At 68.8% G+C, this 21,889-nt stretch carries 21 protein-coding genes; 12 read left to right on the top strand and 9 right to left on the bottom strand.

Annotation, left to right across the window (positions count from 1 at the left end; genetic code table 11):
• Window positions 1-58: 58 nt before the first annotated feature.
• The 4 genes from ACY5J6_RS01010 to ACY5J6_RS00995 all read left to right on the top strand — a co-directional run bounded on the left by ACY5J6_RS01010 (window position 59) and on the right by ACY5J6_RS00995 (window position 5,051).
• Window positions 59-1,477 (top strand): hypothetical protein, encoded by a 1,419-nt coding sequence (locus ACY5J6_RS01010; protein WP_462845571.1) that lies wholly within the window; start codon window positions 59-61, stop codon window positions 1,475-1,477.
• A gap of 78 nt (window positions 1,478-1,555) precedes the next feature.
• Complete coding sequence (locus ACY5J6_RS01005; RefSeq protein WP_462845570.1) at window positions 1,556-2,380, top strand: hypothetical protein; 825 nt, start codon at window positions 1,556-1,558, stop codon at window positions 2,378-2,380.
• A gap of 502 nt (window positions 2,381-2,882) precedes the next feature.
• Window positions 2,883-4,574 (top strand): M3 family oligoendopeptidase, encoded by a 1,692-nt coding sequence (locus ACY5J6_RS01000; protein ID WP_462845569.1) that lies wholly within the window; start codon window positions 2,883-2,885, stop codon window positions 4,572-4,574.
• Window positions 4,575-4,598: 24 nt separating this feature from the next.
• On the top strand, window positions 4,599-5,051 hold the full coding sequence (locus ACY5J6_RS00995) for an arsenate reductase ArsC (protein WP_462845568.1): 453 nt from the start codon (window positions 4,599-4,601) through the stop codon (window positions 5,049-5,051).
• On the opposite strand, the gene ubiE is transcribed toward ACY5J6_RS00995, so the two are convergent.
• Window positions 5,048-5,752, bottom strand: coding sequence for a bifunctional demethylmenaquinone methyltransferase/2-methoxy-6-polyprenyl-1,4-benzoquinol methylase UbiE (gene ubiE / locus ACY5J6_RS00990; protein WP_462845567.1), 705 nt, complete (start codon window positions 5,750-5,752; stop codon window positions 5,048-5,050). The two genes, ACY5J6_RS00995 and ubiE, sit on opposite strands and share 4 nt — an antisense overlap.
• Before the next feature lie 39 nt (window positions 5,753-5,791).
• Here ubiE and ACY5J6_RS00985 point away from each other — a divergent pair, with 39 nt between their 5' ends.
• Window positions 5,792-7,606, top strand: coding sequence for an ABC transporter permease (locus ACY5J6_RS00985; RefSeq protein WP_462845566.1), 1,815 nt, complete (start codon window positions 5,792-5,794; stop codon window positions 7,604-7,606).
• The gene (locus tag ACY5J6_RS00980; RefSeq protein WP_462845565.1) at window positions 7,603-8,514 is read left to right on the top strand and encodes an ABC transporter permease; all 912 of its coding nucleotides are present in this window, start codon (window positions 7,603-7,605) and stop codon (window positions 8,512-8,514) included. The genes ACY5J6_RS00985 and ACY5J6_RS00980 overlap by 4 nt, the downstream gene beginning before the upstream one ends.
• On the opposite strand, the gene ACY5J6_RS00975 is transcribed toward ACY5J6_RS00980, so the two are convergent.
• Genes ACY5J6_RS00975 through ACY5J6_RS00955 form a run of 5 tightly spaced genes read right to left on the bottom strand, consistent with a single transcriptional unit; the run spans window position 8,502 to window position 11,551 of the window.
• Window positions 8,502-8,759: a hypothetical protein gene (locus tag ACY5J6_RS00975; RefSeq protein WP_462845564.1), complete on the bottom strand. Its 258-nt coding sequence runs from the start codon at window positions 8,757-8,759 to the stop codon at window positions 8,502-8,504. The two genes, ACY5J6_RS00980 and ACY5J6_RS00975, sit on opposite strands and share 13 nt — an antisense overlap.
• Window positions 8,756-9,292 carry a flavin reductase family protein gene (locus tag ACY5J6_RS00970; RefSeq protein WP_462845563.1) on the bottom strand — a complete coding sequence of 179 codons (537 nt, stop codon included), beginning with the start codon at window positions 9,290-9,292 and terminating at the stop codon, window positions 8,756-8,758. The genes ACY5J6_RS00975 and ACY5J6_RS00970 overlap by 4 nt, the downstream gene beginning before the upstream one ends.
• A complete protein-coding gene (locus ACY5J6_RS00965; RefSeq protein ID WP_462845562.1) occupies window positions 9,289-10,056 on the bottom strand; it encodes a PSP1 domain-containing protein in 768 nt (255 codons plus the stop codon). The genes ACY5J6_RS00970 and ACY5J6_RS00965 overlap by 4 nt, the downstream gene beginning before the upstream one ends.
• Window positions 10,053-10,862: a DNA polymerase III subunit delta' gene (locus ACY5J6_RS00960; protein WP_462845561.1), complete on the bottom strand. Its 810-nt coding sequence runs from the start codon at window positions 10,860-10,862 to the stop codon at window positions 10,053-10,055. Before ACY5J6_RS00960 ends, ACY5J6_RS00965 begins: the two co-directional genes overlap by 4 nt.
• Entirely contained in the window at window positions 10,829-11,551 is a 723-nt protein-coding gene (locus ACY5J6_RS00955) for a metallophosphoesterase family protein (protein WP_462845560.1), read from the bottom strand. The genes ACY5J6_RS00960 and ACY5J6_RS00955 overlap by 34 nt, the downstream gene beginning before the upstream one ends.
• Before the next feature lie 23 nt (window positions 11,552-11,574).
• On the opposite strand from ACY5J6_RS00955, the gene ACY5J6_RS00950 reads away from it, so the two are divergent.
• Together ACY5J6_RS00950 and ACY5J6_RS00945 are read left to right on the top strand one after the other, a co-directional pair.
• Window positions 11,575-12,210, top strand: a complete 636-nt coding sequence (locus ACY5J6_RS00950) for a hypothetical protein (protein ID WP_462845559.1) — start codon at window positions 11,575-11,577, stop codon at window positions 12,208-12,210.
• Window positions 12,211-12,214: 4 nt separating this feature from the next.
• Window positions 12,215-12,415 carry a hypothetical protein gene (locus ACY5J6_RS00945; RefSeq protein WP_462845558.1) on the top strand — a complete coding sequence of 67 codons (201 nt, stop codon included), beginning with the start codon at window positions 12,215-12,217 and terminating at the stop codon, window positions 12,413-12,415.
• 92 nt (window positions 12,416-12,507) lie between these two features.
• Here ACY5J6_RS00945 and ACY5J6_RS00940 read toward each other — a convergent pair whose 3' ends face one another.
• Both ACY5J6_RS00940 and ACY5J6_RS00935 read right to left on the bottom strand, forming a co-directional pair.
• Complete coding sequence (locus ACY5J6_RS00940) at window positions 12,508-12,900, bottom strand: hypothetical protein (protein ID WP_462845557.1); 393 nt, start codon at window positions 12,898-12,900, stop codon at window positions 12,508-12,510.
• A gap of 114 nt (window positions 12,901-13,014) precedes the next feature.
• The gene (locus ACY5J6_RS00935) at window positions 13,015-13,980 is read right to left on the bottom strand and encodes a hypothetical protein (RefSeq protein ID WP_462845556.1); all 966 of its coding nucleotides are present in this window, start codon (window positions 13,978-13,980) and stop codon (window positions 13,015-13,017) included.
• On the opposite strand from ACY5J6_RS00935, the gene ACY5J6_RS00930 reads away from it, so the two are divergent.
• A complete protein-coding gene (locus tag ACY5J6_RS00930) occupies window positions 13,937-15,160 on the top strand; it encodes an MFS transporter (protein WP_462845555.1) in 1,224 nt (407 codons plus the stop codon). The two genes, ACY5J6_RS00935 and ACY5J6_RS00930, sit on opposite strands and share 44 nt — an antisense overlap.
• Window positions 15,161-15,291: 131 nt before the next feature.
• Here the strand turns inward: ACY5J6_RS00930 and ACY5J6_RS00925 are convergent, their stop codons facing one another.
• Window positions 15,292-17,586, bottom strand: a complete 2,295-nt coding sequence (locus ACY5J6_RS00925; RefSeq protein WP_462845554.1) for a hypothetical protein — start codon at window positions 17,584-17,586, stop codon at window positions 15,292-15,294.
• A gap of 334 nt (window positions 17,587-17,920) precedes the next feature.
• Between ACY5J6_RS00925 and thrS the strand changes: the two genes are divergently transcribed.
• From thrS to ACY5J6_RS00910, 3 genes are read left to right on the top strand one after another with little or no spacing between them, the layout of a single operon-like run.
• Window positions 17,921-19,900, top strand: coding sequence for a threonine--tRNA ligase (gene thrS, locus ACY5J6_RS00920; RefSeq protein WP_462845553.1), 1,980 nt, complete (start codon window positions 17,921-17,923; stop codon window positions 19,898-19,900).
• The gene (locus ACY5J6_RS00915; RefSeq protein ID WP_462845552.1) at window positions 19,900-20,664 is read left to right on the top strand and encodes a PaaX family transcriptional regulator; all 765 of its coding nucleotides are present in this window, start codon (window positions 19,900-19,902) and stop codon (window positions 20,662-20,664) included. The genes thrS and ACY5J6_RS00915 overlap by 1 nt, the downstream gene beginning before the upstream one ends.
• Window positions 20,665-20,674: 10 nt before the next feature.
• Complete coding sequence (locus tag ACY5J6_RS00910) at window positions 20,675-21,862, top strand: ABC transporter substrate-binding protein (RefSeq protein WP_462845551.1); 1,188 nt, start codon at window positions 20,675-20,677, stop codon at window positions 21,860-21,862.
• The last annotated feature ends 27 nt before the right edge of the window (window positions 21,863-21,889 follow it).

Genomic DNA, 21,889 nt, shown 5'->3' with positions numbered 1-21,889 from the left:
CTATAGGTGGGGTGAGGTCCAAAAGCCAGGGGCCTCGAGCAGAAGGGGGTGATGGCGTATGCGCAAGGCCTGGGTTCTGTTGCTTCTCGGCCTCGGCCTTCTCCTCCCCGCCTGCGTCCCCATCCCGGGGCCCCAGGCGCCTGCCGGGAAGCCGGGCGTCCCCCCTTTCCCCGACGCCCACTTCGGCCTCTACCTGGACCCGGAAACCCTGCGGCAGAACCTCCCCACCCTCCCCCTTCCCGCGGCCGAGGCGGTGCGGGCGAAGCTTCCCGGCTTTCCTCTCCTTTTCGCCTTCCTGGGGACCGCCCCAGGCGAGGGGTACGGGGTCCGGCTCAGGAAGGCGGTGCGGGAGGGAAGGACCCTCAAGGTGGAGGTCCAAACCTGGGGCCCCACGGGGCCAAGAGAGGTGCGCTACACCTACCCCCTGGACCTCAGGCCCCTCACGGACCTTCCCCCCTTCCCCTTTGAGGTGGTCTTCCACACCCCGGAGGGCCGGGTGCTCCACCGGGCCAGGGTCCGCCCCCCCGTGGCCACCTCCGGCAGGGCGGAGGAGGTGGGGGACCCCTACGGGGTGGTGGCCCGCTGGGAGGAGGTCTACCGGGACGGCCCCTACCTGGGGCGGAACCTGGTGCGCCTCCACGAGGAAACCTTTGAGGTCTTCTATACCACGGGGAAGGAGGGAAGCCGCTTCTACCTGGACCTCCCCCACTGGCTCCTCAGGGGGCAGGAGACCCCCCTCTGCGCCCTCACGGACCGGACGCCTGAGGACCTGGCCCGGGAGGCGCGGGGAAGCCTCCTGGAGCAGGTCCTCACCCTTAAGGAGGTCTTCGTCCCCCTGAACCAGCGCCACGGCCTCGTGGACAGGCCCCTACCCCCGGACAGGGAGCCGGGAAGGGCCTACGTGGCCTGCCTCTACGGGGCCGAGGACCCAAGGCCTGAGGCCCTCGGCCCCCTGGTCTTGGACCTGTACCCGGCCCGCCTCCTCCGCCGGGAGCCCCAAAGCGTGGAGGTCCTGCGGGCGGAGGCCGGGCCCACGGAGCTCGTTTTACAGGTCCGGCTCCACCCCCTGCCCCTGGGGGACGTCCCCCTGGACCTCTACACCCTGGACCCGCCCCGGCTTCCGGGCGGGGAGCGGGCGGTGGCCTTCCCCTACTACGGCTTTGACCGCGACCCCACCCAGCCCCGCTACGCCCTGAGCCTGCACGAAGGTCCCGGAGGCTTTTTCCTCTGGATCCTCCAGCCCGAGGTCCACACCTTCACCCTCTTCGCCCGGCTCACCCTCTGCCAAGAGGCGGAAGGGAAGGCCCTCTCCCCCCTCAACCCTCCCCCCGGGGCCACGTGCCCGAGCCTCCCCCTGGTCCAGGCCTTCTACACCCACCGGAGGCTCCTCGGGCCCGGGACGCCCCTCGCCCTCCGCCTCCAGTTCCGCTCCCCCGAGGGGTGGCGCTCGGAGCCCTTCGTCGTCACTGTTCCCTAGGCTTTTCTCCGGGTCTTTCCTTAACCAGGCCTTAACCGGCAGGATGGTACAACAAGGTGAGGCAAAGGAGGTGCAGGTATGAGGAAAGGGTTGTGGCTTCTGGCGGCAGGCGCTTTGCTCGGGGCCTGCGCCCCCAGGATCACCGCGGAGCCCCTTCCCGGGGTGCGGGTGGACGTGCCCGTGCAGGTGCCCCTGCCCGGCGGTCCTTCCCAGCCCGCCGGGCAGGCCCAAGGCGGCGTGACCGCCCCTGTCATCAAGGTCCTCCCGGGCAACCCCCTTCCCCCGGCGGGAAGCGCCTTCGTGGACGACTTCTCCGCCTACCCCACGGGGGCCGTGCTTCCCGTGGTCGCTCCGGAGCGGTACGGTCTCCTCCGCACCGGTGGAGATTGGCAGAAGATCTCGGTGGAGGAGGCCTTCACCCCCGAAGGCAAGCTAGACAAGGCGGTCCGGATGGAAGGAGGGTATGGGGAGGGGTTCCTCACCACCGGCGCCGAGGACTGGACGGACTACCGGGTGAGCTTCCGGCTCAAGAGCCTGGAAGTCTGCTGCGCAGGTAGCCACATCCGAGCCCGCCTTTTCCTGAACGGAGCCAGCTCCCGCTCGCTAGAGTTCTTCCTCGGCTGGGACCCGATCAACGGAGCGGGGCTTTACAAGCTCGCAGGCGACCAGCGCTTCTTGCTCCTCCAGCGCAGAGAGCTTAGACCCACAGCCGATGCCGTGCTCCGCGACAAAAACTGGCACGACTTCGCCTTTGAGCTCCGCAGCGACGGCACGGTGCGGGTCTTTGTGGATGGGACCGAGGTAATAAGCTGGAAAGACCCCGACTACAACCGGGGCGGGTTCGGCATCGGCCCCGTAGGCGTCACCTTCCAGCTTGACGACCTCAGGGTGGAGCGCCTCTAGGGGCACCACCCCCTAAGCCCCTTTCGGAAGGTCTCCTACGCGTAGGCTCGCGCCCTTCTCCTTCCCGCCCTCGCCCAGAGGCTGGTCCTCGGCCTGGCGCTGGAGGGCCAGCTCCTCCCCATCGGCCTTGCGGGCTTCGCCCGGCTGGAGCAGGGGGGTACCCCCTCGAGGCCCGGGCCGGTTGGGAGCTCCTGGGCGGGGCCTTCGTGGGCCTCGAGGGCGGGGTCTACTTAGAGGGGGGCCGCGTCCTCCAGGGGGCTCCTCTTCCACCCCCACCACGAGGCCGCAGGGTACCCCCTGGTCTCCGCCACCCTGGGCCTCGCCGACCGCTCCTGGAACACCGACCTTCCCCTCTGGGGCGGGGTGGCCCTCCCTCTGGGCCCTGCCTTCTGGGAGGGGGTGGACATGGACGCTCTAGGCTTTGGCTTCATCGCTCTTTTAAGGCTCCGCATCTACCTGGAACCCCCCGGCTTCTGACCGGTGGGTCAGGTATAGTGGGGCCATGGAAACCACCTGGGACCTGACCCCCCTCTTCCCCGGCCTGGAAAGCCCCGAGTTCCAAAGGGCCTGGGAGGGCCTGAAGGGGAGGATCGGCGAGCTCAAGGGGCTTTTGGAGCGGGAGGCCCCCCTCCTCGAGGTCCTCGCCGCCTTGGACGCCTTTCTGGAGGAGGCCACCCCGCTCCGGGCCTACCTCTACGCCCGCTACAGCGCCGACACCCGGGACGAGGCCGCCCTCGCCAAGCTCTCCGAGCTGGAGATCCTCTTCCTGGACTTCCAGCGCCTGAGGCCCCGCCTCACCCACTACCTGGCCCTGAAGGACCCCGAGGAGGCCGGGCCCTACCGCCTTTTGGTGGAGGAGGCCAAGGAGGAGGCCCTGCACCTGATGCCCGAGGGGGAGGAGGTCCTGGCGGCGGAGCTTTCCCTCTCGGGGAGGCAGGCCTGGGACAAGCTCCACGAAAGCCTCACCAGCCAGATCACCGCGGTGGTGGACGGGGAGGAGATGCCCATCACCAAGGTGCGGAACCTCTACTTCCACCCCGAGGAGGCGGTGCGGAAGAAGGCCTACGAGGCCGAGCTCAAGGCCTGGGAGGCCCACGAGGTGCCCCTGGCCTTCGCCCTCAACGGGGTCAAGGGGGAGGCCTCGGTCCTGAACCGGAGAAGGGGCTACAGGGACGACCTCGAGCCCACCCTCCATGCAAACCGCATCACGAGGAGGGCCCTCCAGGCCATGCAGGAGGCGGTGAGGGAAAGCCTTCCCCTCTTCCGCCGCTATCTCCTCCTCAAGGCCCGGGCCCTCGGCAAGGAGCGCCTGGACTGGTGGGACCTCTTCGCTCCCCTGGGCCGGGGAAGGCGCTGGAGCCTGGAGGAGGCCCGGGGCTTCATCGTGGAAAAGCTCGCCACCCTGGTGCCGAACGCCGCCAAGGTGGCGGAGATGGCCTTCCATGAGCGCTGGATGGACCTCCTCCCCCGAAAAGGCAAAGTGGGCGGGGCCTACTGCATGGCCCGGGGCGGGGGGAAGAGCCTCATCCTCGCCAACTACGAGGAGAGCTTTGAGTCCGTCTCCACCCTGGCCCACGAGCTGGGCCACGCCTACCACAACTTCGCCCTCAAGGAGGCCCCCGCTTCCCTCCGCCGCACTCCCATGACCCTGGCGGAGACGGCCAGCATCACGAACGAGACCCTGGTGGTGGAGGCGGCCCTCAAGGAGGCCTCCCCGGAGGAGGGCCTCCTCATCCTGGACGCCTACCTCCAGGGGGCGGCTCAGGTGGTGGTGGACATCCATAGCCGCTTCCTCTTTGAGTCCTGGGTCTTCCAAAAGCGCAAGGCGCGGGAGCTTTCCCCAAGGGAGTTCAAGGAGCTCATGCTCAAGGCCCAGGAGGAGGCCTACGGAGAGGCTTTGCGCACCCGCCACCCCTACATGTGGGCGGTGAAGGGGCACTACTACGGGGCCGACTTCTACAACTACCCCTACACCTTCGGCCTCCTCTTCGGCCTCGCCGTCTACCAGGAGGCCAAGGAGGACCCCGGTTTCGCCGGGCGCTACGAGGCCCTTCTCGCCGAGTCCGGCCGGTACCGGGCCAAGGAGCTCGCCCTCCGCTTCGGCTTTGACCTGGAAAGCGTGGACTTCTGGCGCCGGGGGGTCCGGGTCCTCGAGGAGAAGGTGGCCCAGCTTGAGCGCATGATCTCCCCCTGACCGAGGGGGGCTAGGCTTTGGAGGATGCGGGTCCTCGTCCTCTGCACCCACAACTCCGCCCGGAGCCAGATGGCGGAGGCCTGGCTTAGGCACTGGGCGAGGGAGCTCGGGGTGGACCTCGAGGTCCACTCCGCGGGCACGGAGAAGACCCGGGTGAAGGAGGAGGCCAAGGCGGTGATGGCCGAGGTGGGGCTGGACCTCTCGGGCCACTTCTCCAAGACCCTCTTTGAGGTCCCCGACCCCTGGGACTTCGGCCTCGTCCTCACCGTCTGCGACCAGGCCAAGGAGGCCTGCCCCGCCTACCCCGCAAAGACCCAAAAGCGCCACGTCTCCTTCCCCGACCCCACGGGCAGGCCCCTGGAGGCGTGGCGGGAGGTGCGGGACGCCCTCGGGCGGATGGCCCGCTTCCTGGTGGAAGCCCTCAAGGAGGGAAGGCTCCCGAGCGACGAGGAGCTGAGGGAAGCGGCCGGGCTTTAGGGCTTGTCCCCCACGTGGATGGCCGCCACCCCGAAGGTGAGGAGCTCGTAGCGCACGGAAAACCCCGCCTCCTCCATCATGGCCTTCAGGGCCTCAGGGGCGGGGAAGGCATAGACGCTTTCCGGCAGGTAGCGGTAGGCCCCGAAGTTCCCCGAAAGAAGCCCCCCGAGGAAAGGGAGGACCCGCTGGAAGTAGACCCGGTAGACGAGGCCAAAGGCCCCCTTGGGGGGCGGGGGGAACTCCAAGAGGACGAGCCTCCCCCCAGGGGCCAGGACCCGGTAAAGCTCCCTTAGGGCCTTTTCGTAATCGGCGAAGTTGCGGAAACCGAAGGCGATGGTCACCGCGTCAAAGGCCCCCTCGGGGAAAGGGAGGGCGAGGGCGTCCGCCTCGAGGAAACGGACCTCGAGGCCCCTCGCCTCCGCCTTCCTGCGGGCGATCGCCAGCATGGGCGGGGCGAAGTCCGCCCCCACCACCTCCGCCCCAGGGGCCCTTTCCTTGAGCATGAGGGCCAGGTCCCCCGTCCCCGTGGCCAGGTCCAGGATGCGCCTTGGGGCTTTCCCCAGGGCCAGGTCCACCGCCCGCCTGCGCCAGCGGAGGTCCGCCCCAAAGGAGAGGAGGCGGTTCAGAAGGTCGTAGCGGGGGGCGATCTCCGAGAACATCCGCCGCACCCTTTGCGCCTTTTCCTCGGGAAAAGCCGCCACGAGGGGAGTCTACCACCTCCTTGGGGTAAAATCCTCGGCGTGTTGACGGACCGCAACCGCCTGGGGCTTCTCGTCCTCCTGGGAGGAGGCCTCACCCTCCTCCTCTGGTACCTGGCCCCCTGGGCCGTGCCCCACCGGATCTTCGGCGGGGAGGGGGTGCTCCTCAACCCCTTCGGCCACCACCTGCCCCAAGGAAGCCTGCCCCAGGGCTATCGGGAAGGCTGGCTTTATACCCTCTTTTACCTCTCCCTAGCCTGGCTTGGCGTAAGCCTCCTCCTCCCCTGGACCAAGGCGGGAGCCCGGGGGCTCTACTTTGCCGGGGCCTTGGGCCTTCTCCTTTTCCTCCTGGCCTACCTCCTCTTCCAGGAAAGCGTGGCCCAGGTGAACGCCGGGGCGGAAAGGCCCCCCTTGCGCCGCTACAGCCTGGGCCTCGGGAGCTACGCCACCTTGGCCTACGGCCTCTACCTCCTCCTCCTCGCCCGGGTCTTTTCCCCGGGAGGGCTCGCCTTTCTGGTGCGCAGGCGGGGGCTTGTGGTGCCCCTCTTCTCCCTCCTCCTCGCCTCCCTCCTGGGCGGGGTCCTGGTGGCCCTCCTCAAGGAAAGCCCAGGGGAAGCCCAAAGCCTAAGGGAAAGGGTCATGCTGGAGCTGGACCTCATCACCTACACCTACCAGCTCCTCTTTAGCCCCCTGGTGAACCCCTCGGGGTTCCTGCAAAGCCTCCTCCTGGCCACTCCCCTGGTCTTCACCGGGCTTTCCGTGGCCCTGGGGTTTCGGGGGGGGCTCTTCAACATCGGGGCCCCGGGGCAGCTCATCCTGGGGGCCATCGCCGCCATGCTGGTGGGGGTCTACCTCCCGGGCCCCAGGTGGCTCGTCCTGCCCCTCGCCGTGCTCGCCGCCGCCTTGGCCGGGGGGCTTTGGGGGGCCATCCCGGGCTGGCTCAAGGCCCGCTTTGGGGCCCACGAGGTCATCAACACCATCATGTTCAACTACATCGCCGCAAGCCTCTTCCTCTTCCTCATTTCGGCCAACGAGTACAAGTTCTTCGGGAAAACCCTCTACCTCCCCTTCAAGTACCCGGGCTACGAGGCCCGGAGCTACGAGGTTCGCCCTGAAGCCCGCATTCCCCACTGGACCGGCCTGGTGGCCCCCGGGGGGGAGCTCTCCTTCGCCCTGCCCCTGGCCCTCCTCCTGGGCCTTTTGGGCTACTTCCTGGTGCGGAAGAGCCTGGGCCACCGGGTTCTGGCCGCCTTTCTCCTAGGGGCCTTGGGCTACGGGGTAGGGGGGGTTCTCCCTGGGCCCCAGGTGGCCTTCGGGCCCGACCTCACCTCGGTGCGCCTAAACGGCGCCTTCCTCCTCGCCCTCCTTGCCCTCCTCTTCTTCCACCTTTACGTCTTCCGCCACGTGGGGGGGTACGAGCTTAGGGCCATGGGCCTCGCCCCCAAAGCGGCGGAGTACGGTGGGGTGGACGCGGGAAGAAAGGTGGTCTGGATCATGTTCCTGGCAGGGGCCTTGGCGGGCCTGGCCGCCACCCACTACGTGCTGGGCGGCGGGATTGATGAGTACCGGCTGAAGCAGTCCCTTCCCTACTCTGTGGGCTTTGACGGCATCGCCGTGGCCCTCATGGGCCAGAACACCCCCATTGGGGTGGGGCTTGCCGCCTGGCTTTTCGGCATCCTCCTCACCGGGGGGCTCCAGGTGAACCTGCAGCTCGGCATAAGCCGGGAGCTGGTGGCGGTGCTGCAAGCCCTCATCGTCCTCTTCATCGCTGCCGGGGGCTTCCTCCCCCGGTACTTCACCGACCCCCTAAGGGCCGCGGAGGTGGAGCTCAAGGCGGAAAAGGAGGTGAAGGAATGAGCCTGGACGCCGCCTTCCTCACCGCGCTCCTCCTCTCCACCCTGCGCCAAACGGCGCCCCTCCTCCTCACCGCCCTCGGGGGGATGTTCTCGGAGAGGAGCGGGGTGGTGAACATCGCCCTCGAGGGCATCCTCCTCTTCGGCGCCCTCACGGCGGCGGTGGTGGTGGAGCGCCTCGAGGCCGCCTTAGGCCCCGGGCCCCACCCCTGGCTCCCCTGGGTGGGGGTGCTGGCCGCCATGGGGGTAGGGGGCCTGGTGGCCTTCGTGCACGCCCTGGTTTCCATCAAGTACCGCGCCGACCAGATCATCAGCGCCACGGCCATCAACCTCCTGGCCCTGGGGGCCCCGAGCCTGGTCCTCACCTACTTCTACGGCAACGCCACCAGCTCCAAGGAGGTGGCGAACCGCCTCCCCCTCCTCTTCGGCCTCTCGCCCCTGGTCTACCTGGCCTTCCTCCTGGTGCCCGTGGCCTGGTGGGTCCTCTTCAAGACCCCCTTCGGCCTCCGCCTGCGGGCCGTGGGGGAGCACCCCGAGGCCGCGGACACCCTGGGGGTGAACGTCCACCGCCTGCGCTACACCGGGGTGGTCCTCTCCGGGGTCCTCGCGGGCCTCGCCGGGGCCTACCTCTCCATCGGCTTTTTGAACCAGTTCGTGCGGGGGATGTCGGCGGGGATGGGGTTCATCGCCCTGGCGGCCCTCATCTTCGGGAAGTGGCACCCCGTGGGGATCCTCTTCGCCACCCTCCTCTTCGGCTTCGCCTCGGCCCTCGCCATCCAGCTCCAGGGGAGCGAGATCCTGCCCGCCGTCTTGGTCCAGGCCTTCCCCTACGTGGTCACGGTGCTGGTCCTGGCGGGCTTCATCGGGAAAAGCCGCCCCCCGGCCGCCGTGGGCAAGCCCTACGAAAAGTAGGCGCGAAGCCGCCCCAGGCGGTAGAGGAGCCTAAGGCGGCTCCCATCCCGGAAGACGAGCTCCACCCCGTTTTCCAGGAGGGCGAAGCCCCGGAGGCGCTCCGCCCCCACCCCTTGGGCGAAGCGGGCGTGGGGGTCGGCCCGGAGGTAGAGGAAGCCTTCCTCAAAGAAGACCTGGGCCTCCGTCCCCTGGCAGTTGCGCACCAGGCGGCGGGCCCTTTTCCCCCAGGCCTCCGCCTCCCTCACGGCGCGGACGCCTCCTCGCTAGGCCGCCCGTAGAGGCCCTTGCCGTAGTAGAGAAGGGAGAGGCCAGGCCTGGGCCTCCCCTTCTCGTCCAGGAGGCCCTCTTCCTCCCAGACCGCCACCACCCGGCCCACGAAGAGGTCGTGGTCGCCGAAGGTGTGGACCTCGAGGAGCTCAAGCTCATAGGCGGCGTAAGCCCCCTCGAGGATGGGCACCCCGGTATGGCCCAGGAAGTGGGGGGCCTGGCCCTTGTCCACCTCCCGGCCCGAGCGGCTTCCCAGCCACTGGACGAGGTCCCTTTGCCCATAGGGGTGGAAGCTCGCCGAGAAGCGGCGGGCCTTTAGGAGGAGCCCGTGGGTGAAGCGCTTGGGGCCGATGGAGACCCCGAAGAGGGGTGGGTCGGCGGAAAGCCCGGTGTTCCACACCGCCGGGCAGAAGTTCACCCTCTCCCCCACCCGCACCCCCACCACGGCGGGGACGCCGGGGTAGGAGTGGTAAAAGCCCGGCAAAGGACCCTGCGCCCGGTAGGACCTCATGCCAGATCCTCCTTGGAAACCTCCAAGGCCTTCCCGTCCTCCAGGTGGAGCTCCACCGTGCCCTTCAGGGGATGGACCTTCTGCACCTTGCCGCAGAGGCCGGCCTTGGTGCAGACCCGGGCGTTCACCCGGGGTAGCCCGGCCAAAAGCTCCTGGTACACGGGGTGCTCGTAGGTGAGGCAGCAGAGGAGCCTGCCGCAGGGGCCCGAGATCTTCTCCGGGTTCAGGGGAAGCTGCTGGTCCCGGGCGAGCTTAATGGACACCTGGGCGAAGCCCTGGAGCCAGGTGGAGCAGCAGGACTCCATGCCGCAGGCCCCCAAGGTCCCCAGGTACTGGGCCTCCTCCCGGGGGCCTTCGGCCAGAAACTCCACCCGCACCCGGTAACGCTCCATGAGCTCCCGGCTGAAGCGCCTGAGGTTCACCCGCTCCTCCGCGGCGTAGCGCACCGTGAGGTGGCCCCCTTCCAGGGTGAAGTCGCACCCTAAGACCTTGGCCGCCACCCCCTCCTCCTTCAGGCGAGCCCGGAGGTAGAAGAGGGCCTCCTCCGCCCGGGCCCTAAGCCGCGCCGCCTTGTCCAGATCCTCCTTGCTGGCCAGGCGCACCACCTCCCCGGCCTCGAGGCCCTTCCTGGGAGGGGTGCGCACCTGGCCCACCTCGAGGCCCCTCTTGCTACGCACCACCACGTAGGCCCCGAGGGGCGGGGGCTCCCCGTGGAAGCGGAAGTAGCGGAGGACGGGGGTGCGGAAGCGGACGCCTACCGTCATGGCTCTAAGTCTAAGGCCAGGCGGGCCAGGACCAGGTCGGGGTTCACGTACCCCTCCAGGGCCTCCCGGGCCCTTTCCAAGGCGAGGAGGGCCCGGGGGCGGTGGCCGAGAAGGGCGCGGAGCAGGTGGAAGCCCTCCTCCTCGGCCAGGACCTCCTTGAGGAAGGCCAGGCGGACCAGGGGAGGGCTTTCCAGGAACCTCCTCGCCTTCTCCAGGCGTTCCCGGAAGGCCTGGCCCTCGGCGAGGGCCCGGAGGAGGCGGCCCGGGGCCCCGGCGGCGTAGGCCAGGAGGTGGGGGTCTTCCGTGAGGGCCCGGAGGCGCTCCTCCGGCACCGGGCCGAAGGCCACCTCCAGGGCGCGGCTCGCCAGGGTGGGGAGGAGGGTGGCGCGGCCCGGGGCGATGAGGATGAGGCGGGCGTAGGAGGGGGGCTCCTCCAGGAGCTTGAGGAGGGCGTTGGCCGCGGCCTCGGTGAGGAGGTGGGCCGAGTCCAGGATGGCCACCTTGACCCGTTCCCGGGGGTGGCTCGCAAGCCAGTCCCAGAGGGGTTCCACCTCCTCCAGGCGCACCTCCTTCCGCCCCTTGAGCCCCGCCTCCTGGGGGCCGACCTCCAAGAGGTCGGGATGGGTTTCCAAGAAGGGCGGGGGGAAGCCCCGGTTGAGGCCTAGGGCGTACCAGCGGGCCACCAGGCGCCTTCCTACCCCCTCGGGACCGGAGAAGAGAAGGGTGGAGGCCTTGAGCCTGGGCAGAAGCTCCAGGACCTTCTCGTGGCCGATTATTCCCCCAGGGTGAGGCGGGTGTAGAGCCATGTGGGAAACCCCTCCTCGGCGAGGCGGTGGGCCACCTCCTCCAGGGGGTAGGCCACCCGGAAGAACTCCAGCCGGTCCTCTTCCCAAAGGGCGAAGGCCGCCCCGGGCACCCCGTCCCGGGGCTGGCCCACCGAGCCCGGGTTCACCAGGGCCCGCACCGTAGGGGGAAGCCTCAGCTCCCCCCCCTGGGCGAAGGCCTGGTAGCGCACCCAGGGGCGGGGGCCCTGGAGCTCCAAAAAGGCCCCCGCCAGGTGGGTGTGGCCGTGGAAGGCGAGGCGGGCCTCGGTGCAGCCGAAGGCCTCCCGGGCCAGGGGGAGGTCGTCCAGGTACTCCAGGGGGTCGCAGGGGCTTCCGTGGACCAGGAGGACCCCCTCCACCTCCTTTTGCCAGGGCCAGGAGGCCAGGAAGTCCAGCTGCCTGAGGGAAAGCCTCTCCCGCTGCCAGGCCAGGATCTCCATCACCGCCCCTTCCCGGGGCAGGCGGTCCAGGGCCAGAAGCCAGGCGTCGTGGTTGCCCAAGACGCACTCCGCCCCCACCTCCAAAAGCCAGTCCAGGACCCGGTCCCCGTCGGGGTAGTAGCCCACGGCGTCCCCCAGGAAGAGCACCCGGTCAAAGGCCGGGGCCCCCTTCAGGACGGCCTCCAGGGCGGGCCAGTTCCCGTGGATGTCCGAGAGGACCAGGTAGCGCACGGGGCTTAGGATACCATAGGGGCATGGCTTCGGCCCTCCTGGAAAGGCTTTCCCTGGACCTCGAGGTCCTCTCGGAGCACCTCCGGGCAGGCCTGGACGAGTTCGGCACCCTCCTTTGCTACCTGGAGGGGGGAAGGGGCGGGGGGACGGTCCTCCTCCACGCCCCCTACACCGAGGCCCTCCCCGTGCTCCAGGCCCTGAACGGCCTCGCCTTCCGGGGGCGCCTCCTCCTGGCCCTGGACCCCTCCCCCCTCTCCCCCACCCTGGAGGGCCTCCCCCTCACCGGGCCCACCCGCGCCCCCCTGGAGCGCCTCCTCGAGGTCCAAAAGCCCCACCGCCTCCTCCTGGCCTTCCCCGGGGAGGGGCTTGGGGTCTATTTCCCGGGGGGCAAGGAAACCGAGGGGGGATGGCGCCCCCTCGAGGCGGAGGGCGAGCCCGTGGTCCTCCACGTCCAGGCCCCCACGGGCCTCACCTACCCGGAGGTGCGGGCCTACGCCCCCTGGGAAAGCCCGCCCCTCCCCCTCTCCCTCCCCCAGGGGGAAGGCCCCTACCTGGGAGGCGTGGGCTGGGCCCTGGGGGTTCCCACCTACGGGGTGGGGCTGGTAAACTTGAGGGCAAGCCTGGAGGCGGTGCTCGGCCTCGGGCGGCGTGGGAGGTGAACCTATGGTGTATATCGTCCTGTTTGGCCTAGGGGCGGCCCTCGTGACCCTGCTTTTCTACCTGATCCTCAACCCCCGGGTCCTCACCACGGAGGGGGAGACCTTTGACCTGCGCTTTATCCTTTTCATGCTGATCCTGATCGTCCTGGCCGCCTCCACCGTGGCCTTCATGCTGATCCTGGGAAAGATGTACCACCTTCTTTAACCCCCACCGCGGCGGGGGCTCCCAAAGAGCCTTCTCCTGACGCCGTTTCGGGTGTCCCACATCGCGAAAACAAGGTGCGGGCGCTTAGCCCCCTACCCTGAACCCCGGAGGTATTCCAGGTCTTTGTGCAAGAAGTCCTGGGTGGCCTCGAGGACCGGCCTGAACTCCAAGGGAAACTCCTCCTTCAGGTGGACCAGGCACCGCAAAAGCCCCTCCACCACCCCCCGCTCCTGCTCCCGCCGCCTTCTGCCCCCCCTTAGGGCGCTCCAGGCCAGGCGTTCCAACCGCCTCACCAGGCAGACCCGGGGCTCCCCCCCCACCCCCTGGCAGGGCAGGCCCTCGGCCCCGGAACAGCCGGCGTAGGCCTTCTCGTAAAGGGGAGCGAGCTCCGGGTGGCCCAGGAGGGCCATGCCCAAAGGCCCGGCGTGGGCCGCCGCCAGGCGCAGGTACTGGGCGTGGCGGGCGCGGCGGACCTCCACCTCCATGCCTCGAGGATACCCCTTCCCCGGTGGGACAAATGACCCCCAGCCCAAGCCGGGCTTTCCCGGAGCCACCTTTTTAGGGCCCCCGCCGCGGCGAAAGCCGCGGTGGGGTACTTATTACAGGCGGAAGGGGCTCCTCAGGCCCGCCCGGGCGATGGCCCGGGCCTCCTCCGGGGCCCAGGAGAGGGCCAGCACCCCCCGGTAGGCCCTAAGGGCCCTCTCCCTTTCCCCGGCCAGGTCCAGAAGCTGCCCAAAGCGGGCGAGGACGTAGCCCGGGAGGTACTCCGGGTGCTGGAAGTCCATGCGGAAGACCTCCTCCATGAGCCCTAAGGCCTCCCGCCACTCCCCCGCCGCCAGGTAGACCTGGGCCGCGAGGTAGAGCGCCTCGGGGCTTCCCAAGGCGAAAAGCCCCTCCAAAAGCTTCCCCCAGTCGTCCTCCTCCTTAAGCTGCCAGGCCCGGTCCAGAAGGGCCCTCTGCCTTTCCGCCTCCCCCGGCTCGTGGGCCTGGGGCAGGGCCTCGGGGAAGGCCTCGGCCAGGAAGGGGTAGTCCAGAAGGTCCGCCACCACCGCCCCCTCCTTCCCCCTCAGGGCCTCCGCCACCCGTGCCATACGCCTTTTGCGGAACCCCGTGGCCGGGCCCTCCCCGAAGGCCTGGGCGAAGCCCCCGTAGACCTCCCGAAGACGCCCCAGGAAGGCCTCCGAGCCCAGGGCCTCGGGGGTCAGGGGCTCCCTTAGGAGGGCGAGGAGGGCCTCGTCAAAGGCGGCCATCCGCTCCAGGTGGGGCTTGCCCAGAGGGTGGGCGGCCAGGGCCTCCCGGAAGGCCTCGGCCTCGGCCTTGAGGTGGGCCTCCTCGTCCAGGGGCACCACCGGGATGCCCCTCGCCTCCGCCCAAGGGAGGAGGTGGAAGAGGAGCGGGTCCTCCTCCCGCCAGCGGCCCTCCTTTAGCCCCTCCTCCGAGTGGGAGGCCAGGAAAACCCTTGCGGGCCGGGCCTCTTCCAGCATGGCCAAAACCGTGGCCGCGTTGTAGCGTGGGTGCAGGATGTGGAAGGCCCCGAGGGAAGGCAGGAGAAGCATCCTCTCCATCTTAGACCTGGGAGAGAGGAACTACCGCCTGGCGGTGGTGAACGGCTGGCTGGTGTGGCTCGGGGACGCCTTTCTAAACCCCAACATCGTCCTTGCGGGCTTCGCCGCGAGGCTAGGCGCCCCCGGGGCCTTGATCGGCCTCCTCCCCGCCCTCCTCCAGGCGGGGGGAATGGTGCCCCAGGCCTTCCTGGCCCCCTGGGTGGCGAGGCTTCCCCGGAAGATCGTCCTCTACCGGAGGGTGGCCGCCCTGAGGCTTTCCGGGGTCCTCCTCATGGCCCTTTCCGCCTTCCTCTTCGGGGAAAACCCCTCCCTCCTCCTCCTGGGCTTCCTCCTCGGGCTCCTCCTGAACGCCCTCTTCACCGGGGTCTCCAGCCTCCCCTTCTGGGAGGTGGTGGCCAAGACCACGCCCTCAAATAAGCGGGCCCAACTCTTCTCCGCCCGGAACCTGGTGGGGGGCTTCCTGGCCTTCCTGGCGGGGTTTCTCGTGCGGGAGGTGCTTTCCCTCCCCCTTCCCTTTCCCCTGCCCTACGCCCTCCTCTTCGCCCTGGGGGCCTTGGCCTACGGGCTTGGCTGGTACCTCTTCGGCCTCACCGACGAACCCGAGGAGGCACCCCAGGAAGCCCGAATGGACCTAAGGGCCCCCCTCCTCTCCCCCGCCTTCCGCCGCTACCTGGGGGTGCGCCTCCTCCTGGCCCTCGCGGGCCTCGCCGAACCCTTCTACGCCGTCTACGCCGTGAGGGCCTTGGGGCAGGGGAAGGAGCTTGGCCTTTACCTCTCCCTCCAAGCCCTGGCCTTCACCCTCTCCAACCTCCTTTGGGCCCGCATGGCGGAAAGGGGGTCCAGGAGGGTGCTCCAGGTGGGAGCGGGCCTCGCCGTCCTGGCCCTCCTTTCCGCCCTCCTCCTTCCCCCCGGGCTCTTCGGCCTGGTCTTCCTCCTCCAGGGGGCCTACCTGGCCGCCCTGGGCCTTTCCACCGCCACCTTGCTCCTCAACCTGGCCCCGCCCGGGGAGCGTAGCGCCGCCATCGGCCTCGCCAACACCCTGGCGGGCCTCTTCGCCTTCTCCCCGGTGCTCGGGGGGTACCTGGCGGACCGCCTGGGGTTTCCCCTCCTCTTCCTCCTGGCCGCCCTCCTCTACGCCCTGGCCCTCCTCCTGGGGAGGGGGCTTCCCGAGGAAGGGTAAGGGCCTGGGAACGCCAACCCCTCGCCGATGCCAGGGGAAAGGGGTTGCTCGCCCCGCCCCGGTGCGTCGGAGGGGGCGCCCAAAGGCCCGGGCCCCCGGCGGTGCCGGGGGCCCGGAGACAGGCCTAGGGGCTAGAAGACGGAGTTAGAGCTGCCCGCATCGTAGTCATAGGTGTAGCCTAACGCCAAGCCGTTGTCGTACTCCACGACCACCAAGACCTGGGGCGTGCTCAAGTTGGCGGGCGCGGAGAAGACCACGGCGTACTGCCCACCGCCGATCGGGGTAGCGTCGGCCACGTAGTTGTAGTAATCGTAGGTGCCGTCGTTACTGCTCCAGAGGTAGACGTGCACCGCCTTGACCTGCGCGGTACCGCCCGTGTGGGTGAAGGTGAGCGTGGTGCTACCACCGGATACTTGGGTAATGTCCGGAACTTCGTTAAAGCTCCCCAGAGTACCGGCGGTGTTGGTGTTGGCCGGGGTCACGGTGATGGCCAGCGTGCTGGTCGCCGGCGCGTTGCGCGCCATGTCCTGCACCCAGGCGAAGAGGGTGAAGTTCCCGATGAGGCTGCTGGGCTTGAGGGCGGTGAGGGTGCCGGTATAGTCGGCGCTGGTGACACCCGGTGCGCCGAAGGCCTTGGGGGTGGAAGTAAGGGCGGTGAAGCGGATGGTGCCCGTACTCCAGTAGATCAGGCCCTGGCGCAGGTCCACGTTGTCCGTGGCCTGGGCGGTGGCGGTGAAGCTAGTGCCGCCGGTGAGGGCCGTGACCGTGGGCTGGGTGAAGACCACGTTGGGCGCGGTGTTGTCGTAGAGGACGTTGAGGGTGACGGGGTCGGAGACGTTCCCGGCGTTGTCCGTGGCCTGCACGGTCAGGGTGTAGTAGCCCTGGGGCGCGCTACCGAGGGTGGCGGCGATGTCGTTCAGGCCGGGGATAGAGTTGGTGGTAACGGTGGTGATGGTTTGCCCGTTCACCTTCCAGATGTACCCCGCAATCGCGATCCCGGAGGCCACGGGCGGCGTCCCGCTGGCCGGATCGTTGTCCGTGAGCCAACCAACGATCGTGGCGCCCACGCTGTTGCCGTTCAGGTCATTGCCAGAAAGGCTCCCGGTGTTCAGGGACGCGGAGTTGAAGTAGGCCCGGTTGTCGCGGCCCGTGTTCAGGGCGAGGGTGGGCTTGGTGTTGTCAATGCCGAAGGGGTTGCTCGCGGGGGGAGTGGAGTAGGTGTAGGTGTTGCCCAGGGCATCCTTCACCGCCTTCACGTAGACCTGGAAGAAGCCGCCCTCGGAAAGGCCGGCGAGCGCCCCGGCGTTCGGGCACCCACCGCCGGTGATGCTCACCGCCTGACCGGCGAGAACCGGGGTGTTGGTGGTGGTTTTGACGTCCACCACGATCTGGTCGCCGCCCACGCCAGCGTCGGGGGTGTAGCTGCTGAACCCGACAAGCAGATTGCCCGAGGTGGCGAACTGCCCGGGGCCAAGGGCGGTAGTCCCCTTGCACACCAGGGCACCGGTCCCGCTCGGCACGTAGAAGTCAAGCATCAAGTCGTTCAGAATGAAGGGGGGGTTGTTGGAGAAGAGCCCGGTGCCGTCCACCAGGACTTGCGAGCCATCCAACACAGCGCTAGGAGGGCCAAAGAAGGAAGTCGTATCGGTGTAGGTAACTGTGACCTGCATCGCCCCCAGAGCGGCGCCATCTAGAGAGGAGTTTTTGTTGGTGCTGTTGTAGGGGATGGTGAAGACGTAGGGAGCGCTGGTAAGGGTGGCAGTGGACTGGAACCCAGGGGTGCTCGCGTCAAGGTCAACACCGCCGCCAACCCCACTTAGATTCAGCTCAACGCTCTGCACGCCCTTGCCCGAGTAGAGAACGGGCACCACCTCCAGGGTCACCGGGCCTCCGCCGTAGTAGCGATTACCCCCCTCGTTGAGGGCGTTGCCCGAGATCTTGAGGACGGTGAAGTCGGTGTTATTGAACTGGACGCTCGTAGCGGTGCTGGTGGCCACCGGGTTGCCGCCCTTGACCAAGCGGACCTGAACGGTGTGGGCGCCGTTGGGGTACTTGGGCGCGAGGTTGGCCAGGGCCGCAGTGTTCAGATTCCACTCAAAGGTGTAGGTGGCCTGCTGGGGCCGGATACCCTGGGTGGCAGCGCCGAAGTTCACCTCGTACTCCACGTTGTTGTCCAGCAGGAACTGGACCTTGTCCGGCACCACGGAGCCCAGGGCCACCTTGGCCCGCACGATGACGAGCCCCGATACGTTGTTGGGGTCCACCGGCGTGGAGGTAGTAGCGCTATACAGCCCCTCCACCGCGACCGTGGTGGGCGTGCCGGGCGGCGGCGGAGGCGTCTGCGCCTGCTGCCCGCACCCCGCGAAGAGCAGGGCGAGGCCGCCCACCAAGGCGAAGCCTAGCGTCTTAAGCCTGTTTCCCTTCATAGCCTCTTACCTCCCTTTCCTTTTTCTGCTTCCGAAAGGGTTTCCGCGTTGCCCCTTCCGGCTCCGGCGCCGCGCGGGCCGGGCCCGCCTTGCCTGAAGCCCCTCCTCGCGCGGCATCCGAGGCTAATCTTACGCACACCGCCCCCTCATGTCAAGCCTGGCCTGGCCTTCCTTAAGGCCTCCTTTAGCCGGGTTTTTCCTAGCGGTTTCCACTTGCTCCCACCTCCTTCTCCCCTAGAGGGTACCACGCCCCCGTCAGGGCAGGGTCAGGGTAGCCGGAAGGGGCTGAACGACCCCTGAACGGGGGGTGAACGGGGAACGTATAGTAGAGGGCATGACGGTCTACCTGCCGGACGGCAAGGCCCTGGACCTGCCCCAAGGGGCCACCGCCTGGGACGTGGCCAAGGCCCTAGGCGGGGGCTGGGAGAAACGGGCGGTGGGGGCCCTGGTGGACGGGGAGCTCTACGACCTCCTCAAGCCCCTCCCCGAGGGGGCGAAGGTGCGCCTCCTCACGGAGAAGGACCCCGAGTACCAGCGCCTCTTCCGCCACACCCTGGCCCACGTCCTGGCCCAGGCGGTGAAGGAGCACTTCCGGGAGAAGGGCTACGACCCGGAAAGCGTGAGGCTCGGGGTGGGGCCCGTGATTGAGAAGGGTTTCTACTACGACATAGAGGCCCCCGAGCCCCTCTCCGAGGAGGACCTCCCCGCCATAGAGGAGAAGATGCGGGAGATCCTGAGGCGGGACCTCCCCTTGAGGCGCTTCGTCCTCCCCCGGGAGGAGGCCCTGGCCCGCTACCGGGGAAAGGACCCCTACAAGACGGAGCTCATCCTGGAGATCCCCGAAGGGGAGGAGATCAGCTTCTACCAGCAGGGGGACGAGGCCTATGGCTTCACCGACCTTTGCCGCGGGCCCCACGTCCCCTCCACGGGCCGCATCCCCCCCCACTTCAAGCTCACCCACGTGGCGGGGGCCTACTGGCGCGGGGACGAGCGGCGCCCCATGCTGCAAAGGGTCTACGGGGTGGCCTTCCGCACCGCCGAGGAGCTTAAGGAGTACCTCTGGCAGCTGGAGGAGGCCAAGAAGCGGGACCACAGGCGGCTTGGGCGGGAGCTGGAGCTCTTCCTCATAGACCCCATGGTGGGGAAGGGGCTCGTGCTCTGGCTTCCCAAGGGGAACGCCATCCGGGAAGAGCTCATGGCCTTCATGCGGGAGGAGCAGATAAGGCGGGGCTACCAGCTGGTGGCCACGCCCCACATCGGGAGCCTGGAGCTCTACAAGACCAGCGGCCACTACCCCTACTACGCCGAAAGCCAGTTCCCCCCCATAAGCTTCAAGGAGCGGGGCGAAGAGGAGGAGTACCTCCTCAAGCCCATGAACTGCCCCCACCACATAAGGATCTACGCCTACCGCAAGCGCTCCTACCGGGAGCTTCCCCTGAGGCTCGCCGAGTTCGGCACCGTCTACCGCTATGAGAAGGCGGGGGAGCTTCTGGGCCTCACAAGGGTGAGGGGCTTCACCCAGGACGACGCCCACATCTTCTGCACCCCCGAGGAGGTGAAGGGGGAGTTCCTGGGGGTCTTGGACCTGGTCCTGAAGGTCCTCGCCACCCTGGGCCTCAAGGACTACCGGGCCCGGATTGGGGTGCGGGACCCGAGAAGCGACAAGTACGTGGGGGACGAGGCCAAGTGGGCCTTGGCGGAAAGACAGATAGAGGAGGCGGCGGCCGAGGCCGGGCTCCGGTACACGGTGGAGGAGGGGGACGCCGCCTTCTACGGCCCCAAGCTGGACTTCGTGGTGAAGGACGCCCTGGGGCGGGAGTGGCAGCTCGGCACCATCCAGGTGGACTACAACCTCCCCGAGCGCTTCGGCCTCACCTACGTGGGCCAAGACGGGGAGGAGCACCGCCCGGTGATGCTCCACCGGGCCCCCTTCGGCTCCCTGGAGCGCTTCATCGGCATCCTCATCGAGCACTTCGCCGGGGACTTCCCCCTGTGGCTCGCCCCGGAGCAGGTTTTGGTGGTGCCGGTCTCGGAGAAGCAGGAGGACTACGCCCTTTGGGTGGCCCAAAGGCTCAAGGAGGCGGGCCTTAGGGCCGAGGCCGACACCCGCCCCGAGAGGATGCAGGCCCGGATCCGGGACGCCGAGCTCAGGAAGGTGCCCTACGTCCTGGTGGTGGGGGAGAGGGAGAAGGCCGAGGGCACGGTGAGCGTGCGCAGGCGGCACCGGGGGAACCTGGGGAGCATGCCCCTCGCCACCTTTCTGGAAGGGGTCCTCAGGGAATACCGGGATAGGCTTCTGGAGTCGGCCTTCTGATGCGGGCGAGGTCTACTCTCTTCACGATTTTTCTTGAATACGTCTACCCCGACCGCAGGGCCCCCGTGGGAACCCTCATCGCCATGATGGAGGCCCTAGGCTTCTCCGAGGCGGCGGTGCGGGCGGCGCTTTCCCGGAGCGCCAAGCGGGGCTGGGTGGTGCCCCTAAAGGAGGGCCGGGCCGCCCACTACGCCCTCTCCGACCGGGTCTTTTGGCAGGTGCGCCAGGTGCGCCGCCGCCTCTACGGGCCCCTACCCCCCTGGGACGGCACCTTCCTCCTGGTCCTGCCCGAGGGCCCGAGGACGCGGGGGGAGCGGGAGCGGTTTCGGCGGGAGATGGCCCTTTTGGGCTTTGGGAGCCTGCAAAGCGGGGTCTACCTGGGGGCGAGGGCGGACCTCGAGGCCACCCGGGAGCTGCTGGGCTTCTACGGCCTCCAGGCCACCCTCTTCCGCGCCGCCCACCTGGGCCCCAAGGAGGAGGTCCTGAAGGCCTTCCCCCTGGAAAGGGCCCTGGCCCACTACCGGGCCCTCTTCCCCCTCGAGGTGCCCGAGGGTCCGGAGGAGGCCTATAGGGCCCTCACCCGCCTGGTGCACGAGATGCGCAAGGTGCTCTTCCTAGACCCCCTTCTTCCCCCGGAGCTCGGCCCCCAGGGCTTTCCCCGGGAGGCCTTCCTCAGGACCCGGGAAGCCCTCTACCGGAGGGCTCTTCCCTTCCTTAAGGAGCTAGGGCTTCCCCTTTCAGACTTTTCACCCGCCTCCTGGTAGGCTCGGGGGGATGAGGCGCTTCCTCCTCGCCCTGGCCCTTTGGGGAACGGCGCAGGCCCAGGTGGCCCTTCCCTTCTGGCACACGGCGGGCCCTCCCGGGGATCGGGTGCTCCTGGAGGCGGTCCGGAGCTTCAACGAGAGCCAGAAGGCCTACCGCGTAGAGCCCCGCTACGCAGGGGACTACCGGGAAGCCGGGGTGAAGCTCCTCTCCGCCTTGCGCTCCGGCGGGGCCCCGGTCCTCTTCCACGGGGAACTCTCCTTCCTGGCCCGCCTGGCCCAAGAAGGGGTGGCCCTCCCCTTGGACCCCTACCTGCAGGGCCTCCCCCAGGACCTCTATCCCAGGGCCCTCGAGGCGGGCCAGGTGAGGGGGAAGACCTACGGCCTGCCCCTGGGGCTTTCCGTGCCCGCTCTTTACTACAACAAGGACGCCTTCCGCGCCAAGGGGCTCAAGCCCCCTAGGACCTGGCCCGAGGTGGAAGAGGCCGCCGCCAGGCTCACCAGCCGCACCGCCAAGGGCCTGGTGGTCTCCACGGACATCTGGAGCTTCAACGCCATGGTCATGAGCCTGGGGGGGAGCCTGGTGAAGGAGGGCCTTCCCAACTTCACCTCCAAGGAGGCGGTGGAGGCCTTGGAGAGGCTTTACCGCATGGTGCAGAAGGGCCACGCCCAGGCCAGGAACCTGGCGGAGGCCCCCTTCGCCGTGGCCGACTTCCTTCGGACCAAGGCCTTCATGGGCCTCGCCCCCACCACCGCCTTGCCCGTGGTCCTGGCCCAGACCTCCCTTCCCTTCGGGGTGGGCCTGGCCCCCCTGCCCAAGGAACGGGAGGGGACGGTGCCCCTCTCGGGGGCGGTCCTCGCCGTGCTCAAGGGGGCGGGCCCCGAGGAGGCCCGGGGGGCGGTGGCCTTCTGGCTCCACTTCCTGGACCCTAGGAGGCAGGCGGACTGGGTGCGCACCACCTGGTACCTGCCCTTGAGGAGGGCGGCCGAGGGGGAGCTCAAGGACTTCCTCCAGGACCCCGAGGGGCGCGCGGTCTTCGCCCAGGCCGAGGTGGCCCGCCCCTGGAGCCAGGACCCGGAGATGGTGGTCTGGTACGGCTTCCTGGAGGAGGCCCTGGAGCGGAGCCTCAAGCAGGGGGTAAAGCCCGAGGCCGCCCTGGCGGAGGCCCAGCGGAAGGCCCTGGCGGCGGAACGGCGCTGAGGCCCTTTCTGACCCGGGGCTGACAAT

The organism is Thermus sp. H19.2, assembly GCF_054979525.1.
Note: the sequence above shows the minus strand (reverse complement) of the source record. Positions and strands in the feature narration are given on the sequence as shown.